Origin of the sequence: Achromobacter veterisilvae (genome assembly GCF_037619525.1) — a bacterium.
GTDB classification, from domain to species: domain Bacteria; phylum Pseudomonadota; class Gammaproteobacteria; order Burkholderiales; family Burkholderiaceae_B; genus Achromobacter; species Achromobacter veterisilvae.
The window spans coordinates 2,040,022-2,055,637 of sequence record NZ_CP148753.1; the positions used below are offsets into that span (position 1 = coordinate 2,040,022).

At 69.2% G+C, this 15,616-nt stretch carries 14 protein-coding genes; 6 read left to right on the plus strand and 8 right to left on the minus strand.

From position 1 onward, the window contains the following. Positions 1–95 precede the first annotated feature (95 nt). Positions 96–1,619, plus strand: a complete 1,524-nt coding sequence (locus WHX56_RS09470; RefSeq protein ID WP_129239189.1) for a fumarate hydratase — start codon at positions 96–98, stop codon at positions 1,617–1,619. A gap of 90 nt (positions 1,620–1,709) precedes the next feature. Here WHX56_RS09470 and WHX56_RS09475 read toward each other — a convergent pair whose 3' ends face one another. The 3 genes from WHX56_RS09475 to WHX56_RS09485 are packed head-to-tail and all read right to left on the minus strand — an operon-like array spanning position 1,710 to position 4,739. Beyond that, complete coding sequence (locus WHX56_RS09475) at positions 1,710–2,960, minus strand: CaiB/BaiF CoA-transferase family protein (protein ID WP_338881064.1); 1,251 nt, start codon at positions 2,958–2,960, stop codon at positions 1,710–1,712. Next, positions 2,957–3,817, minus strand: coding sequence for a MaoC/PaaZ C-terminal domain-containing protein (locus WHX56_RS09480; protein WP_338881065.1), 861 nt, complete (start codon positions 3,815–3,817; stop codon positions 2,957–2,959). Before WHX56_RS09480 ends, WHX56_RS09475 begins: the two co-directional genes overlap by 4 nt. A gap of 7 nt (positions 3,818–3,824) precedes the next feature. Next, on the minus strand, positions 3,825–4,739 hold the full coding sequence (locus tag WHX56_RS09485) for an SDR family NAD(P)-dependent oxidoreductase (RefSeq protein ID WP_338881066.1): 915 nt from the start codon (positions 4,737–4,739) through the stop codon (positions 3,825–3,827). A 147-nt stretch (positions 4,740–4,886) separates the two neighbouring features. Between WHX56_RS09485 and WHX56_RS09490 the strand changes: the two genes are divergently transcribed. Next, positions 4,887–5,786, plus strand: coding sequence for a LysR family transcriptional regulator (locus WHX56_RS09490; protein ID WP_129239185.1), 900 nt, complete (start codon positions 4,887–4,889; stop codon positions 5,784–5,786). A gap of 187 nt (positions 5,787–5,973) precedes the next feature. Then, positions 5,974–6,957, plus strand: coding sequence for a tripartite tricarboxylate transporter substrate binding protein (locus tag WHX56_RS09495; protein ID WP_338881067.1), 984 nt, complete (start codon positions 5,974–5,976; stop codon positions 6,955–6,957). A gap of 156 nt (positions 6,958–7,113) precedes the next feature. Here the strand turns inward: WHX56_RS09495 and WHX56_RS09500 are convergent, their stop codons facing one another. The 5 genes from WHX56_RS09500 to WHX56_RS09520 are packed head-to-tail and all read right to left on the minus strand — an operon-like array spanning position 7,114 to position 12,257. Beyond that, complete coding sequence (locus tag WHX56_RS09500; RefSeq protein ID WP_129239183.1) at positions 7,114–8,097, minus strand: NAD(P)H-dependent flavin oxidoreductase; 984 nt, start codon at positions 8,095–8,097, stop codon at positions 7,114–7,116. 16 nt (positions 8,098–8,113) lie between these two features. After that, on the minus strand, positions 8,114–9,091 hold the full coding sequence (locus WHX56_RS09505) for a tripartite tricarboxylate transporter substrate binding protein (RefSeq protein ID WP_338881068.1): 978 nt from the start codon (positions 9,089–9,091) through the stop codon (positions 8,114–8,116). A 54-nt stretch (positions 9,092–9,145) separates the two neighbouring features. Next, a complete protein-coding gene (locus WHX56_RS09510; RefSeq protein ID WP_338881069.1) occupies positions 9,146–10,666 on the minus strand; it encodes a class I adenylate-forming enzyme family protein in 1,521 nt (506 codons plus the stop codon). Positions 10,667–10,683: 17 nt separating this feature from the next. Further along, positions 10,684–11,856 (minus strand): thiolase, encoded by a 1,173-nt coding sequence (locus WHX56_RS09515; RefSeq protein ID WP_338881070.1) that lies wholly within the window; start codon positions 11,854–11,856, stop codon positions 10,684–10,686. Continuing rightward, positions 11,853–12,257, minus strand: coding sequence for a Zn-ribbon domain-containing OB-fold protein (locus WHX56_RS09520; RefSeq protein WP_129239179.1), 405 nt, complete (start codon positions 12,255–12,257; stop codon positions 11,853–11,855). The genes WHX56_RS09515 and WHX56_RS09520 overlap by 4 nt, the downstream gene beginning before the upstream one ends. 201 nt (positions 12,258–12,458) lie before the next feature. Between WHX56_RS09520 and WHX56_RS09525 the strand changes: the two genes are divergently transcribed. From WHX56_RS09525 to paaG, 3 genes are read left to right on the plus strand one after another with little or no spacing between them, the layout of a single operon-like run. Then, positions 12,459–13,649 (plus strand): acyl-CoA dehydrogenase family protein, encoded by a 1,191-nt coding sequence (locus tag WHX56_RS09525; RefSeq protein WP_338881071.1) that lies wholly within the window; start codon positions 12,459–12,461, stop codon positions 13,647–13,649. A gap of 34 nt (positions 13,650–13,683) precedes the next feature. Beyond that, positions 13,684–14,796 (plus strand): acyl-CoA dehydrogenase, encoded by a 1,113-nt coding sequence (locus tag WHX56_RS09530; RefSeq protein ID WP_338881072.1) that lies wholly within the window; start codon positions 13,684–13,686, stop codon positions 14,794–14,796. Further along, complete coding sequence (paaG, locus tag WHX56_RS09535; RefSeq protein ID WP_338881073.1) at positions 14,793–15,605, plus strand: 2-(1,2-epoxy-1,2-dihydrophenyl)acetyl-CoA isomerase PaaG; 813 nt, start codon at positions 14,793–14,795, stop codon at positions 15,603–15,605. Before WHX56_RS09530 ends, paaG begins: the two co-directional genes overlap by 4 nt. The last annotated feature ends 11 nt before the right edge of the window (positions 15,606–15,616 follow it).

The following is a 15,616-nucleotide window of genomic DNA, read 5'->3' on the forward strand; positions in this document are numbered from 1 at the left end:
GCCCTTCGGCGGCAAGAAAAGAACGTTCCATCCCTAGCGCGCGGCCGGCCCCGCCGGCCGCGTTTTCACGTTTTCCATCCAGACAGTCAATTGCCATGTCCGTCATCATTAAAGAAGAAGACTTCATCCAGTCGATCGCCGACGGGATCCAGTTCATCAGCTATTACCACCCCGTGGATTACATCCGCCACCTGGCGCGCGCCTACGAGCGCGAGGAAAGCCCGGCCGCGCGCGACGCGATGGCGCAGATCCTGACGAATTCGCGCATGTGCGCCGAAGGCAAGCGTCCGCTGTGCCAGGACACCGGCATCGTCAACGTCTTCCTGAAGATCGGCATGAGCGTGCGCTTCGACACCAAGCGCACCCTGCAAGAACTCTGTGACGAAGGCGTGCGCCGCGGCTACCTGAACCCGGACAATCCCTTGCGCGCCTCGGTGCTGGACGATCCGCTGTTCGCGCGCAAGAACACGCGCGACAACACGCCCTGTATCCTGCACGTCGAACTTGTCCAGGGCGACAAGGTCGACGTGCAGATCGCATCCAAGGGCGGCGGTTCGGAAAACAAGACCAAGTTCGCCATGCTGAACCCCAGCGATTCGCTGGTGGACTGGGTGCTGAAGACCGTTCCGACGATGGGCGCCGGCTGGTGCCCCCCGGGCATGCTGGGCATCGGCGTCGGCGGCACCGCCGAAAAGGCCATGCTGATGGCCAAGCAGTCGCTGATGGAAGACATCGACATGTACGAGCTGCTGGCCCGCGGCCCGCAGAACAAGCTGGAAGAGCTGCGCATCGAACTGTATGAAAAGGTCAACGCGCTGGGCATCGGCGCGCAGGGCCTGGGCGGCCTGACGACCGTGCTGGACGTCAAGATCAGCACCTTCCCCACGCATGCGGCCTCCAAGCCCGTCGCCATGATCCCGAACTGCGCCGCCACGCGCCACGCGCATTTCGAGCTGGACGGCTCGGGCCCCGCGCGCCTCGATCCGCCTTCGCTGTCCGAGTGGCCGGAAGTGCACTGGGCGCCGGACTACAACAAGTCCAAGCAGGTCGACCTGAACACGCTGACCAAGGAAGAAGTCGCCAGTTGGAAGCCGGGCCAGACCCTGCTGCTGTCGGGCAAGATGCTGACCGGCCGCGACGCGGCGCACAAGCGCATCCAGGACATGCTGGCCAAGGGCGAGCCGCTGCCCGTGGACTTCACCAACCGCGTCATCTACTACGTCGGCCCGGTCGATCCGGTGCGCGACGAAGTGGTCGGCCCGGCCGGCCCCACCACCGCCACCCGCATGGACAAGTTCACCGACATGATGCTGGAGCAGACCGGCCTGATCTCCATGATCGGCAAGTCCGAGCGCGGCCCGGTCGCGATCGAGTCCATCAAGAAGCACGGCTCGGCCTACCTGATGGCCGTCGGCGGCGCCGCCTACCTGGTGTCCAAGGCGATCCGCGGCGCCAAGGTGCTGGGCTTCGCCGACCTGGGCATGGAAGCCATCTACGAGTTCGACGTGAAGGACATGCCGGTGACCGTGGCGGTCGACGCCCAGGGCACCTCGGTCCACACGACGGGCCCGAAGGAATGGCAGGCCAAGATCGGGAAGATCCCGGTCGCCGTGGCGTAAGCCGACCTGACAGGAAAACGGCCGCTGGTTCAGCGGCCGTTTTTTTTGCGCGGGTGTCTGACACCCCTGAGATATCCCTGTGAACTGAAGTCAGTCTCGTCGGGTGTCAGACACTTTTTCTGTGGCCGCCTTGAACGCGGCAATCGCCTGGGGCGATTTCCCCAGCACGTCGCGCAGCACTTCTTCGGTGTGTTCGCCCAGCAGCGGCGGGGCGCGGCGGTACGCGACCGGCGACCCCGAAAACCGCAGCGGACTGGCGGTGACGGCGGCGGCTCCGCCGGCCGGATGGGGCAGGTCGCGGCGCAACTGGCGCGCCTGCGCCTGCGGGTGCGCGAAGGCCTGCGCGATGTTATTGATGGGGCCGCAGGGCACGCCTACGGCTTCCAGCCTGGCGATCCAGTCGTCGCGGCGGCCCTGCCGCATGATCGCCGCGAGGATGCCGACCAGCGTTTCGCGGTTGGCGACGCGCAGGCGGTTGGTGGCGAAGCGCGGGTCGTCTCCCAGCTCGCGCGCGCCGATGGCGGCGCAATACGCGCGGTATTGCGATTCATTGCCCGTGGCCACGATCAGGTGGCCGTCGCTGGCGGCGAACACCTGGTAGGGCACCACGTTCTGGTGCGCGTTGCCGGCGCGCGTGGGCGCCACCCCGGAGTTGAAGTAGTTGGAGTTCTGGTTGGCCAGCAGGGCCACGTGGCTGTCCAGCAGGGCGATGTCCAGGTGCTGCCCCAGGCCGCTGCGGTGGCGCTCGTGCAGGGCCGCCAGCACCGCCACGGTGGCGTACATGCCGGTGACGATGTCCGTCACCGCCACGCCCGCTTTCTGCGGGCCGCCGCCGGGCAGGTCGTCGCGTTCTCCGGTGATGCTCATCAGGCCGCCCATGCCCTGGATCATGAAGTCGTAGCCGGGGCGCTGGGCGTAGGGGCCGTCCTGCCCGAAACCCGTGACCGAGCAATAGATCAGGCGGGGATTGATCGCCTTCAGGCTCTCGTAGTCCAGGCCGTACTTGGCCAGGCCGCCCACCTTGAAGTTCTCGACGAGGATGTCGCTGACTGCCGCCAGTTCGCGGATCAGGGCCGCGCCTTCCGGCGTGGCCATGTCGGCCTCGATCGAGCGCTTGTTGCGGTTGGCGCTGAGGTAGTAGGCGGATTCGTTGGTGTCCTGGCCGTCGCCGTCCTTGAGAAAGGGCGGGCCCCAGGCGCGCGTATCGTCGCCCACGCGCGGGCGTTCGACCTTGATGACGTCGGCGCCCAGGTCGGCGAGGTTCTGCGTGCACCACGGGCCGGCCAGGATGCGCGAGAGGTCCAGCACGCGGATGCCGTCGAGAGCGGGCGGCCGCGTCATGGCCGCAGCTCCGCGGTGCCGTTGTTCAGCACGACGACATTGCGTTCGCGGGCTCGCGCCAGGAAGCGGATCTGCCCGTCCGGCATCCGCCACAGGTCGCATTGCAGGGTCTCGCCGGGATACACGGGCGCCGAGAAGCGCGCGTTCAGGCTGGCCAGGCGCGAGGCGTCGTAGCCGCAGCAGGTTTTCACGATCGCGTGCGCCGCCACGCCGTACGAGCACAACCCGTGCAGGATGGGCCGGGGATAGCCGGCCCGCCGCGCCACCTCCGGGTCGGCGTGCAGAGGATTGCGGTCGGCGTTCAGCCGGTACAGCAGGGCGGCGTTGGGCGGAATGCGGAGTTCGCAGCGCAGGTCCGGTTCGCCGCCGGGCGCGGCGGGCAGGGCCGGCGGGCTGGCGTCGCCCTGGCCGAAGCCGCCGTCGCCGCGGCAGAAGGTGCTTTGCTGCAAGGTGGCCAGGCAGGCGCCGTCCTCGCCGTGCAGGGTGCGTTCGGTGACGACGATGGCGCCCTTGTCCGCGCCCTTGTCGATCACGTGCGTGTTGCGGCTCTTGCCCGTGACCACGCCCGCGGCCGGCAGCGGCGCGTGCAGGGTCAGCCGCTGTTCGCCGTGCACCACCTTGACCCAGTCGATGCCGGCGCGCGGGTCCTGGACCCAGAAGCCCGGGTAGCCCAGCACCACGCTCAGCGTGGGAAAGGCTTGCAGGCCTTTTTCGTAGACATAGCGCAACTGGCCGGCGTCCTCGGGGTCCTGCCCCAGGCCGATGCCCAGCGCATACAGCATGGTGTCTTTCTCGTCGTAGCGCTGGCGCACGTCGTCGAAGCGCCAGTCCTTCACGGTTGCGTAGTCCATGGGCATGGCGGCCTCAGATGGGATCCCAGTCGATCACGTCGGGCGAACGCTCCAACGCGTAGAAGTGCTTGCGCATGGCGGGCACCGCGATTTCCGCGATGCGCTCGGGCGTCCAGCCTTCGCCGTGGTGCACGGTGCGCAGCGGCCGCGGCTGGCTCATCAGCATGATTTCGTTGGCGCGCACGGCGAAGATCTGCGCGGTGATCTCGCTGGCCGCGTCGCTGGCGAGATAAACGGCCATGGGCGCGACTTTGCCGGCCTCCATTTTCTTCAGCTTTTCGACGCGCGCTTTCTCTTCGTCGGTTTCCGCCGGAATCGAGCTGGTCATGCGGCTCCAGGCGAACGGCGCGATGCAGTTGGAGCGGACGTTGTAGCGCGCCATGTCGAGCGCGATGGATTTGGACAGGGCCACGATGCCGAGCTTGGCCGCCGCGTAGTTCGCCTGTCCGAAATTGCCGATGAGTCCGGACGTGGACGTCATGTGCACGAACGCGCCGGATTCCTGTTCGCGGAAGTAGGGCGCGGCGGCGCGGCTCATGAAGAACGAGCCGTTCAGGTGCACGTCGAGCACCTGGCGCCATTCCTCTTCGCTCATCTTGTGGAAAACCCGGTCGCGCAGATTGCCGGCGTTGTTGACCACGGCGTCGATGCGGCCGAACGCGTCGATCGCCGTCTGCACGCAGCGGCTGGCGCTGTCGTAGGCGGCCACGCTGTCTGTGTTGGCCACGGCCTGCCCGCCCGCCGCGACGATTTCCTTGACCACCGCCTGCGCCGGGCCTTCCGCGCCGCCTTCGCCGGTCAGCGATACGCCGATATCGTTCACGACCACCTTGGCGCCGGCCTGCGCCATGGCCAGCGCGATGCCGCGGCCGATGCCGCCGCCCGCGCCCGTAACGATCACTACCTTGCCGGAAACTATGCCGCTCATTGAAGCTGACTCCTGTGCTGCGGCAGATGCCGCGTGGAAAACAGTTCCGCATCAACCCGTCTGGTTTACGGGAATGCCCCATGGTAGATTCGGCAAGGCATTCGCAGAATTCAAAATTAGAAATGCCCCCCTTCTGCGTGGTGGAACATGAGACATGACCTGACCGACCTGCGTTTGTTTCTGAACGTGGGGGAAACACTCAACCTGACCCGCGCCGCGGAACGGACCTTCCTGTCCCTGCCGGCGGCGAGCGCCCGGGTGAAGAACATGGAAGAGGCGTTCAAGGCGCGGCTGCTGGTGCGCATGGCCACCGGCGTCGCGCTGACGCCGGCCGGCGAGGTGCTGCTCAAGCACGCCAACGCCGTCTTCCGCCAGCTCGAGTGCCTGCACGCGGATCTCCAGCCTTATGCGAGCGGCCTGAAGGGGCGCTTGCGCCTGCTGGCCAACACCACGGCCACCAATTCCTTTCTTGCCGACGCGCTGTCCACGTTTCTTGCGGAAAACCCCGACGTGGACGTGGAACTGGAAGAGAAGATCTCGGGCGACATCGTCATCGCGATCCGCGCGGGCGCGGGCGATCTGGGGCTGGTGGCCGGCAACATCGACGTGGAAGGCCTGGACGTTACGCCGCTGTTCCGCGACGAACTCACCGTGGTGACGGCGCTGGACCATCCGCTCGCGTCGCAGGAATCGGCGCATTTCGCGGACCTGGTGGATGCCTACCAGTTCGTGGGCATCCACCCGGACAGCGCCATCCAGACCTTTCTCGAAGACATCGCCAGCGGCCTCGGAAAGCGCATCTGCCAACGCGTGCACGTGGGCAGCTTCGAGGCGGTATGCCGGATGGTGGCGGCTGGGGCCGGCATCGCCGTGGTGCCGCGCGCCTGCGCGGCGCGCTACAGCCGCCCCGACGCGCTGCACGTGCTGAAGCTGAACGATCCCTGGGCCTTGCGCGACCGGCTGCTGTGCCGCCAGCGCGGCCGCGACCTGCCCAGTTTCGCGGAGTGTTTCATCGGCCATCTGCAGCGCGCCGCGCGCGGGCAGTAGCGGGCGGGGCCTGTCCGCGCTGCGCCAGCCGGCAGATAGTGTCCGGTGACCGAACGCCGGCGTCATGCGAAAGAGGGGCTTCCGGAAATGTGTAGCGGCGGCCGCGCGCATTCGGAAAATAATAAGCGGCGCGGCAGGCGCGGGTCCCCGGGTCCTGGCCGTGAAAAAAAAGACCCAGGAGACAGCCGTGATCGATACTCAACGCCGCCGCGCCATCGCGGGGCTGGGCGCCGCATGCGCCGCCGCCGTTCTTCCGTCCTGGGCCCGGGCCGCTGCCTGGCCGGGCCACGCCGTGACCTTCATCGTGCCTTTTCCGGCGGGCGGGCCGGTGGACACCACCGCCCGTTTCACCACCCAGCCGCTGGGCCAGTTGTGGTCCGTTCCCACCGTCGTGGACAACCGCTCCGGCGCGGGCGGCATCGTGGGCGCGCAATTCGCGGCCAAGGCCGAGCCCGACGGCTACAGCTTCTTCTTCGCCTCCATCCACCACGCGGTGCTGCCCAGTCTGCGCGAGAACCTCAGCTACGACATCCGCCGCGATTTCGAGCCGGTGGGCATGGCGGCGGTGTTTCCCATCGTGCTGGTGGTCAACCCGTCGCTGCCGGTGAATTCCGTCGGCGAACTGATCGCCTACGCGAAGGCCAATCCCGGCAAGCTGTCCTTCGGCTCGTCCGGCACTGGCGGCGGCACGCACCTGGCGGGCGAACTCTTCAACGCCATGGCGGGGGTGAAGATCCAGCATGTTCCGTACCGGGGCAGCGCGCCCGCGATGCAGGACCTGCTGGGCGGGCAGGTGCAGGTGATGTTCGCCGACGGCCCGTCCGCCGTGCCGCACCTGAAGGCGGGCAAGGTGCGCGCGCTGGGTGTCGGCAATCCGCGGCGCTCGGACATGCTGCCCGATGTGCCCACGATCGCGGAGTCGGGGCTGCCGGGCTACGAGGCGTATTCGTGGAGCGGCGTGATGGCGCCGAAGGGCACGCCGGCCGACATCGTCGGCCGCCTGAACGCCGACATGGTGAAGGTGCTGTCGGATCCCGCCACGGCCCAGGGCATGATCGCGGCGGGAGCGGAACCCCGGCCCGGCACGCCGGCGCAGTTCGGCGAATTCGTCCAGGCCGAGATCGTGAAGTGGCGCGACGTGATCAAGGCGGCGGGGATCAAGCTGGAGTAGGAGCGGCGTGCCGGACACACCCTCAGTGTCTGACACCCGTACGAGACGCACTCCATTTCGCCCTGTCGTCTCCCGGGTGTCTGACACATTCTGTGCCGTATGGTGTCAGACACCCGGGAGGCGCTGGATCAGAGCGACGGTCATCTCGTACGGGTGTCAGACACTGAGGTGTCCGGCACGAAGGGCTACCGCTTCCCGCGCGCCCAGGTATTCCGCTTCCAACTGCGCCACCAGCGTTTCCACCGGAAGGATCTCCTGCGCCGCGCCCACGCCCTGGCCCGCGCTCCAGACGTCCTTCCAGGCCTTGGGGCGGGAGTTTTTGTCCAGGTTCGGCGGCGGGGCTTCGCCATGCGCGGCCAGCGCGGCGGGGTCGAGCCCCGCCGCCACGATGCTGGCCGCCAGGTAGTTCGCCGGCACGCCCGAGAAGTACGGGGTATAGACCACGTCGGCCGCCTGGGCTCGCAGCACCATTTCCCGGTAGGCATCGCCGGCCAGCGACTCCCGCGTGGCGATGAAGCGCGTGCCCATGTAGGCGAAATCGCAGCCCATCACTTGCGCGGCCAGGATGTCCTTGCCATGGCTGACGCAGCCCGACAGCGCCAGCGGGCCGTCGTAGAAGGCACGGATCTCGTTCACCAGCGCGATCGGGTTCACCTGGCCGGCGTGGCCGCCCGCGCCGGCGGCCACGAGGATCAGGCCGTCCACGCCGGCATCGAGCGCGCGCTTGGCATGGCGCACGTTGGTGACGTCGTGAAAGACCAGGCCGCCTTGCGGATGCATGGCGCGGACCGCCGCCTCGGGCGCTTGCAGCGAGGTGATGAGCAGCGGCACGCGGCGCTCGGCGCAGATGTCGAGATCGCCTTGCCAGCGCGCATTGCTGGGATGGACGATCAGGTTCACGCCATACGGCGCCACCTTGGCCGCGGGATCGGCGCGGCGCCGCGCCGCCAGGCCTTCCTCGATGCGGGTGATCCAGCCGTGCAGTTGTTCCCGCGGCCGGGCGTTGAGGGATGGAAACGTTCCGATGATGCCCGCGCCGCATTGCGCGATCACGAGTTCGGGGCCCGATACCAGGAACATGGGGGCACCGATGACCGGCAGGCGGGTTTGGGCGCGCAGCGCGAGCGTCGGGTTCTTCATGGCGCTCCAGAGGGTTTCAGTTGGCCTGGATGTTGGCGTTGCGGATGACGTCGGACCACAAGGCGTACTCGCGGTCGATGCGGGCCTGCAAGGCTTTCGAATCGCCGTTATTGATGGCGTAGCCGCCATCGGTCATGGCCTGGCGGAACGCGGGGTCCTTGGAGACGTCGGCCAGGGCCTGGGCCAGGCGCGCCGAGACGGCGTCCGGTAGCTGCTTCGGCCCGACCAGCGCGTACCAGCCGACGACTTCATAGTCCTTCATGCCGGCCTCGATCATCGTGGGCACGTCGGGCAGTTCGGGGTTGCGCGTCCTGGACGTGACCGCGAGCGCGCGGGCCTTGCCGCTCTTGATAAAGGGGATGGCGGTGCTGGTGATGTCGAACATGAACGTCACCTTGCCGCTCACCACGTCCATCATGGCGGGGGAATTGCCGCGATAGGGCACGTGCAGCATCGGCGCCTCGGCCTGTTTCTTCAGCAGCTCCGCGGACAGGTGGTTGGAGGCGCCGATGCCGGCCGATCCGAAGGAGACCGCGTCGGGATGCGCGCGCGCGTAGCTGACGAGTTCGCCCACGTTCGTGGCGGGAATCTGCGGGCCGATCAGCAGCACGTTGGCATAGTCCACGACCAGCCCGATCAGCGAGAAGTCCTTGCGCGGGTCGAACAGCTTGCTGCGCTGGACCAGCGGCGACATGGTGAGGGTGGGGCTGGCGGCGAAGCCCAGCAGGTAGCCGTCGGGAGCCGCCTTGGCGGTGGCGTCCGAGGCGATCATGCCGCTGGCGCCGGCGCGGTTCTCGACGACGACGGCCTGGCCCAGCTTGTCGCCCAGGTACTTGGCGAACACGCGGGCCGTGGTGTCCACGGGGCCGCCGGGGGCGTAGCCCACCAGCAGGCGGATGGGGCGGTCCGGGTAGGCGGCCTGGGCCCAGGCCGACTGGCCGATGGCGATCGCCGCCGTGGCGGCTGCCGCGGCGAACAGGGTCTTGATGCGCATGCTCATGTCTCCTTGTGTGCTTGGGCCGGTCGCCGAGCGGAGCTTCCGTTCGCTCTACGCCAGCCTTTCTCTCAGCGGCTGCTTCAGGATCTTGCCGCTGACGGTGGTGGGAATCGTGTCGATGGGAATGATCTGGGCCGGCCGCTTGTAGGGCGCCAACTGGGCGCGCAGGTGCAGCGTCAGCAGCCGGATGTCGAGCGAGGCGCCGGCCAGGGGTTCCACGAAGGCGATGACTTCTTCGTTCTGGTCTTCCGTTGCGCGGCCCACCACGGCGGACAGGCGCACGCCGGGAAAGGCGTTGATGACCGATTCGACTTCGATCGGATAGACGTTGAAGCCGGAACGGATGATCAGGTCCTTGGAACGGCCCGAGATGAACAGCGCGCCGCCGGCGTCGATGAAGCCGATATCGCCGGTATCGAGCCAGCCTCCGGGCAGCAGGGTCTGCGCTGTCTGCGCGGGGTCCCGGTAGTAGCCGAGCATTACGCCGGGCCCCCGGATCAGGATGTTTCCGCGTTCGCCCGGCTGGGGCGTGCCGCTGTCCGGCGTTCCGATGCGCAGCTCCACGCCCTCCACCGCGAAGCCCGCGGAGCAGTCGGCGCGGGGCGCGTCGATGTCGGTGATGAACATGGAACCGGCGTATTCGGTGATGCCATAGCCATGGTGCATCGGCACGCCGAAGTAGCGTTCGACGTCGCGCTTCTGGGTGGGATCCAGCGCCGCGCCGCCGGTGTACACGTACCGCAGCGCGGGCGCGCGCAGCTCGGCCCGGGGCGGCGCCGCGGCCATCATGCGGCTGAACATGGTGGGCACGCCTTGCAGAATGCTGACGCCGGGGCATGCCAGCGCCTTGAACGCGTCCGCCGGATCGAAGCGGCTGCGCAGCACCAGGCTGGCGCCGGCATGCGCGGTGGCCATCAGCACGGTGGCGATCCCGAAGATATGCGACATGGGCAGCGCCGCGTAGCCGATGTCCTGCGGGGTCAGGCGGCGCGACGCCGCCGACACGCGGGCGAAGTGCAGCAGGCCCCGGTGCGGAACCATGACGCCCTTGGGCGCGCCGGTCGTGCCGGACGTGTAGATCAGGGTGGCGACTTCGCCCGCCTGCGCATCCGTTTCCGGGGCCGTGGGCGTGTCCGCCCGGGAGACCTGCACGCCCGGCCCCCAGACGGCGGGCGCGGCGTCGCCCGCGCCCGCGGCGTCGGCATGGGCGAGCGCGGCCGGGGAGGCGCCGGTGGTGTAGAGCGTCAATTCCGGCCGCGCATGCAGGCGGATGTTCTCGATTTCGCGGGCGGAAAGGCGGGCGTTCACGCCCACCGGCCAGGCCCCCGCCAGGCTGCAGCCGAACAGGGCCGCGATCATGGCGCCGCAGTTTTCGCCCACCGTCATCACGCGGTGGCCGGGGCGCACACCCTGTTGTTCCAGCCATCGGGCCACGTCCTGCGCGCGCTGCCAGAACTGCGCGTAAGTCAGGATGCCGCCACCTTCCTCGTACAGGAAGATGGCGTCGGGCCGCTGGCTTGCCTGCTGCGCCAGCACGTGATGGATGCGGGTGTGAGGGGCGGCTTGGGGCATCGGCGGAATCGCGTGGTTCAAAGCGTGGCCTGGGTGCCCAGGACGGCCGTGGACTGGCTGGACAGCGTGCCGCCGTTGCCGTGCACCAGCGCCAGTTGCGCGCCGGAGACCTGGCGCGCGTCGCATTCGCCGCGCAATTGCCGGACCGCCTCGATCATGATGAAGACGCCGTACATGCCCGGATGCACGCAGCACAGCCCGCCGCCGTTGGTGTTCACGGGCAGCCTGCCGCCCGGGGCGATCGAGCCGTCCGCGATGAAGTCCTTGCTTTCGCCCTTGGCGCAGAAGCCCAGGTCTTCCAGGAAGAGCAGCGTGTTGATGGTGAAGGCGTCGTAGAGTTCGACGACGTCGATATCGCCGGGCGCCACCCGCGCCATGTCGAAGGCGCGCCGGCCCGACTCGGCGGCGGCCGTGACGGTCAGGTCCTCCATGGACGATATCTGCCGGTTCCAGACCGCCGTGGCGTTGCCCAGCACATAGACGGGCGGGCGGGGAAGGTCGCGCGCGCGGTCTGCGCGCACCAGCACATAGGCGCCCGCGCCATCGGTCACCAGGCAGCAGTCGCGCACGCTCAAGGGGTCGGACACCATGCGCGAGGACAGGATCTGATCCAGCGTCGCGGGTTCGCGCAACTGCGCTTCCGGATTCAACTGGGCCCATTGGTTGGCGGCCAGCGCCACCTGCGCCAGGTGTTCGCGGCGCGTGCCGTACTGGTGCATGTGGCGCGAGGCGGCCAGCGCATAGGACGACAGCGGGCTGAGCGGGTCGTAGGGCGTTTCGTAGGGTTGGGGATCGAACTGCCTGCGCACCCGGCCGATCTCGGCCCGGCTGAGCGTGGACGTGCGCTGGGTGCTGCCGTAGCAGACCAGCACGGCGTTGCACTGGCCCGATGCCAGCGCGTGCAGCGCCGGCATCAGGTGCGCGACGAAACTGGAGCCGCCCAGCATCGTGCCGTCGATGAAGGTGGGCCGGATGCCCAGGTGTTCGATGACCGGCATCGCCCACATCGGCGCGGCCACGCTGGCGGTGCAGAGGCCGTCGATGTCGCGCATCGAGAGCCCGGCGTCGGCCACCGCGCGCTGCGCGGCCTGCACCAGGATTTCCATTTCGGTGTAGCCCGCGGCCTGCCCCAGGCCGGCGTGGCCCACGCCGGCCACCGCCACGGCGCCGCGCAAATCGTCGAGCTTCATTGCGCCTCCTTGTTGGGAACGAACACCACCAGGCCATGCCCGTCCTGCCGCGCCACCTGGGCGCGCACCGGCATGCCGATGCGCACGGCCTCGGGCGCCACGCCTTCCACGCGGCTCATCAGCCTGACGCCTTCCCGCAGGTCCACCAGCGCCACGTTGTAGTCGCCGCCCGCGTCGGGCTTGCGCCGCACGACGGTGGTGGCGTAGACGGTGCCGCGTCCGTCCGGCTCGATCCAGGCGAGCGCGTCGGCGCCGCAATGCGGGCAGATCATGCGGGGATAGAACACGGCGCGGTCGCAGCCGGCGCAATGCTGGATGAGGAAGCGGCCCTGGTCGAGCGCCTGGCGGTACTGCGCCTCGACGCCCTGCGGCGCGGCTTCCGGGTGATGGGGAACGGTCATGATGCGGTGGGGCCCTTTAACGTCAACAGGCCCTAGTGTCGGCACTGCCGCCGCGTTGGGCCATTCTTCATTGCTGAAGCAGGCCTTCCGCCGGCCCGTAGTGGCAGGGCGCCCTACACCCAGCCCGAAGCCGGTCTTCGGGAGAGGCAGATTGCCCAGCCGGCCGGACCATGGCTAGATACCGGGAAAAGGAGGTAGACCATGAACCTGACCTGGACGCCGCAAGAGCGCCTGTTCCGAGAAGAGGTGCGCGCGTTCGCCGAGGCCAAGCTGCCGGACGACATCCGCGGCAAGGTGCTGCGGCATCAGCGGCTGGAACGCGGCGACTACGTGCGCTGGCACAACATCCTGGCCGACCGGGGCTGGGGCGCGCCGAACTGGCCCGCCGAGCACGGCGGCACCGGCTGGAACGCGATGCAGCGCCTGATTTTCGAGGTGGAGTGCTTCAAGGCGGGCGCGCCGCGCCTGCTGCCTTTCGGGCTGTCCATGATCGGTCCCGTCCTGATGAAGTACGGCAGCGCCGAACAGCAGGCCCGCTTCCTGCCGCGGATTCCGCGGGTCGAGGACTGGTGGTGCCAGGGCTATTCCGAGCCGGGCTCCGGGTCCGACCTGGCCTCGCTGAAGACGCGCGCCGAGCGCGACGGCGACGGCTACGTGGTCAACGGCCAGAAGACCTGGACCACGCTGGCGCAGTACGCCGACTGGATGTTCTGCCTGGCGCGCACCGACTCCGGCGCGCGGGCGCAGCGCGGCATTTCGATGCTGCTGCTGGACATGCGCGCGCCGGGCGTCACCGTGCGTCCCATCCGCACGCTGGACGGCGGCCACGACGTCAACGAGGTATGGCTGGAAAACGTGCGCGTGCCCGCCGAGAACCTGGTCGGCGAGGAGAACCAGGGCTGGACCTACGCCAAGTACCTGCTGGGCCACGAGCGCACCGGCATCGCCGGGCTGGGCCATTGCCATCGCGAACTGGGCATCCTGAAGCGCATGGCGGAGCATGCCCGTTCGCGCGGCCGCCCCTTGCTGGCGGACAGCCGCGTGCGCGACCGGATCTCCCGCATCGAGGTGGACATCATGGCGCTGGAAATGCTGCTGCTGCGGGTGGCGGCCAGCAACGACGGCTCGCCCGGTCCGGAGGCCTCGGTGCTGAAGATACGGGGCTCCGAGATCCAGCAGGACCTGGCCATGCTGCAGATGGAGGTGGCGGGGCCGGACGCCTGGCCGTACGACCCGGACTGGATGTTCGCCGACGCCAACTGGCAAGGCCCCGGCCCCGAGATGGCCGCGGCCGCGGGCGCGGGCTATGCCGACATGCGCAAGACCTCCATCTACGGCGGCACGACCGAAGTGCAGAAGGGCATCATCGCCCGCCAGGTGCTGGGCCTGTAGGCCGGCCGGGCGCAATCCGACAGGAACACGACGCATGGATTTCATCTACACCGAAGAACAGCGCATGCTGGCCGACAGCCTGCGCCGCCTGGTGGACCAGGCATGGACCTTTCCCCAGCGCCGCGCCCGGCAGGCCGCCGGCGCGCTGGACCGGCGGGCCTGGAGCGCGCTGGCCGAACTGGGCGTGCTGGGCCTGAACATTTCCCAGGATTTCGGCGGATTCGGCGAGGTGCCGGCCAGCCTGCTGCCGGTGCACCTGGAGCTGGGGCGGGGGCTGGTATCCGAACCCGTCATCCCCAGCGCCGTCATGGGCGCCGCGCTGATCGAGGCCTGCGGCGGCGCGGCGCGGTCCCGCTGGCTGCCGCCGATCGCGGCGGGCGAGGCCATCGTCAGCGTGGCCTACCAGGAGCCGGGGCGCCGCTACGATACCGATCCGCAGGACTGCCGCGCCGCCGAAACCGCCGAAGGCTGGCGGCTGGACGGCGCCAAGCACCTGGTCTGGCACGGCGCGGCGGCTTCCGCCTGGCTGGTCAGCGCGCGCGGCGCTGACGGTCGCGCGGTGCTGCTGGCGGTGCCGGCGGACGCGGCGGGCGTGCGCGTGACGGACACCCCCACGCTGGACGGCGCGCGCTGCGCCCGGCTGGACCTGGACGGCGTGGCCTTGCCGCCCGACGCCCTGCTGGCGCAAGGCGAGGCGGCCGAAAACGCCCTGGCCCAGGCCCTGCAATGGGGCACCGCGGCCTTGTGCGCCCATGCCGCGGGCGCCATGGAGCGCCTGCTGGAGATCACCGTCGAATACCTGAAGACCCGCAAGCAGTTCGGCCAGCCGCTGGCGGCCTTCCAGGCGCTGCAGCACCGCCTGGCCGAGATGCTGGTGGCCAAGGAACTGGCCTTGTCGATGGCGTACGTCGCGGTGGCGGCCCTGACCGAGCCCGACGCCGCGCAGCGCCGGCGCATGATCGCCTCGGCCAAGCTGGAGGCCGCGCGAGCGGGCCGGCTGGTGGCGCAGATGGCCGTGCAACTGCATGGCGGCATGGGCATGACGGACGAACTGGAGGTGGGCGACTACTTCAAGCGCCTGACCGTCGTGGACCCGTTGCTGGGCGACACCGCCGAACAACTGGCCGTCCTGGAGGCGCTGGCATGACGGCCCCGGCTCCCGGCGGCGGTTACACGCAAATCCTCTTCACGCTGGAAAACGGCGTGGGCCGCATCACGCTCAACCGGCCCGGCCGCCTGAACAGCTTCACCGAAATCATGCACGCCGAACTGGCGCGGGCGCTGGACACGCTGGAGGCCGAGCCCGGCCTGCGCGGCCTGGTCATCACCGGCGCCGGCCGCGGGTTCTGCGCCGGACAGGACCTGGGCGAACGCAAACCGGCGGAAGACGGCTCGCGCCGCGACCTGGGCGAGGGACTCGAGAAGCGCTACCGGCCCCTCATCGAGCGCCTGCGCGCCTTGCCCGTGCCGGTGGTGTGCGTCATGAACGGCGTCGCGGCCGGGGCGGGCGCGAGCCTGGTGCTGGCCTGCGACGTGGTGTACGCCGTGGAATCCGCCCGTTTCATCCAGGCCTTCAGCAAGATCGGGCTGCTGCCCGATGCGGGCGGCACCTGGTTCCTGCCGCGCCTGGTCGGTTCGGCCCGGGCGATGGGCGCGGCGCTCTTCGGCGAGGCCGTGAGCGCCGCGCAGGCGGAGTCCTGGGGATTGATCTGGCGCGCGGTGCCGGACGCGGCTCTGGCGGACACGCTGGCCGATGTGGAGGCCACGCTGGCGGCCGGCCCGACGCGCGCGTACGCGGCCACCAAGGCGGCGCTGCATGCGTCCAGCGGCAATACGCTGGCGCAGCAGTTCGACCTGGAATGCCGCCTGCAGCGCGAGCTTGGCCATACCGAGGACTACCTGGAAGGCATGCGGGCGTTCGCCGGGAAGCGTCCGCCCGTCTTCACCGGCAAGTGACGCGGCCCGGG

What these genes read in the sequence shown, in the direction of transcription:
- WHX56_RS09520 (WP_129239179.1), bottom strand. Translation starts at nt 12,257, where the DNA reads ATGACCGTTCCCCATCACCCGGAAGCCGCGCCGCAGGGCGTCGAGGCG.
- WHX56_RS09525 (WP_338881071.1), top strand. Translation starts at nt 12,459, where the DNA reads ATGAACCTGACCTGGACGCCGCAAGAGCGCCTGTTCCGAGAAGAGGTG.
- paaG (WP_338881073.1), top strand. Translation starts at nt 14,793, where the DNA reads ATGACGGCCCCGGCTCCCGGCGGCGGTTACACGCAAATCCTCTTCACG.
- WHX56_RS09505 (WP_338881068.1), bottom strand. Translation starts at nt 9,091, where the DNA reads ATGCGCATCAAGACCCTGTTCGCCGCGGCAGCCGCCACGGCGGCGATC.
- WHX56_RS09485 (WP_338881066.1), bottom strand. Translation starts at nt 4,739, where the DNA reads ATGAGCGGCATAGTTTCCGGCAAGGTAGTGATCGTTACGGGCGCGGGC.
- WHX56_RS09515 (WP_338881070.1), bottom strand. Translation starts at nt 11,856, where the DNA reads ATGAAGCTCGACGATTTGCGCGGCGCCGTGGCGGTGGCCGGCGTGGGC.
- WHX56_RS09500 (WP_129239183.1), bottom strand. Translation starts at nt 8,097, where the DNA reads ATGAAGAACCCGACGCTCGCGCTGCGCGCCCAAACCCGCCTGCCGGTC.
- WHX56_RS09490 (WP_129239185.1), top strand. Translation starts at nt 4,887, where the DNA reads ATGAGACATGACCTGACCGACCTGCGTTTGTTTCTGAACGTGGGGGAA.
- WHX56_RS09480 (WP_338881065.1), bottom strand. Translation starts at nt 3,817, where the DNA reads ATGCCCATGGACTACGCAACCGTGAAGGACTGGCGCTTCGACGACGTG.
- WHX56_RS09475 (WP_338881064.1), bottom strand. Translation starts at nt 2,960, where the DNA reads ATGACGCGGCCGCCCGCTCTCGACGGCATCCGCGTGCTGGACCTCTCG.
- WHX56_RS09510 (WP_338881069.1), bottom strand. Translation starts at nt 10,666, where the DNA reads ATGCCCCAAGCCGCCCCTCACACCCGCATCCATCACGTGCTGGCGCAG.
- WHX56_RS09470 (WP_129239189.1), top strand. Translation starts at nt 96, where the DNA reads ATGTCCGTCATCATTAAAGAAGAAGACTTCATCCAGTCGATCGCCGAC.
- WHX56_RS09530 (WP_338881072.1), top strand. Translation starts at nt 13,684, where the DNA reads ATGGATTTCATCTACACCGAAGAACAGCGCATGCTGGCCGACAGCCTG.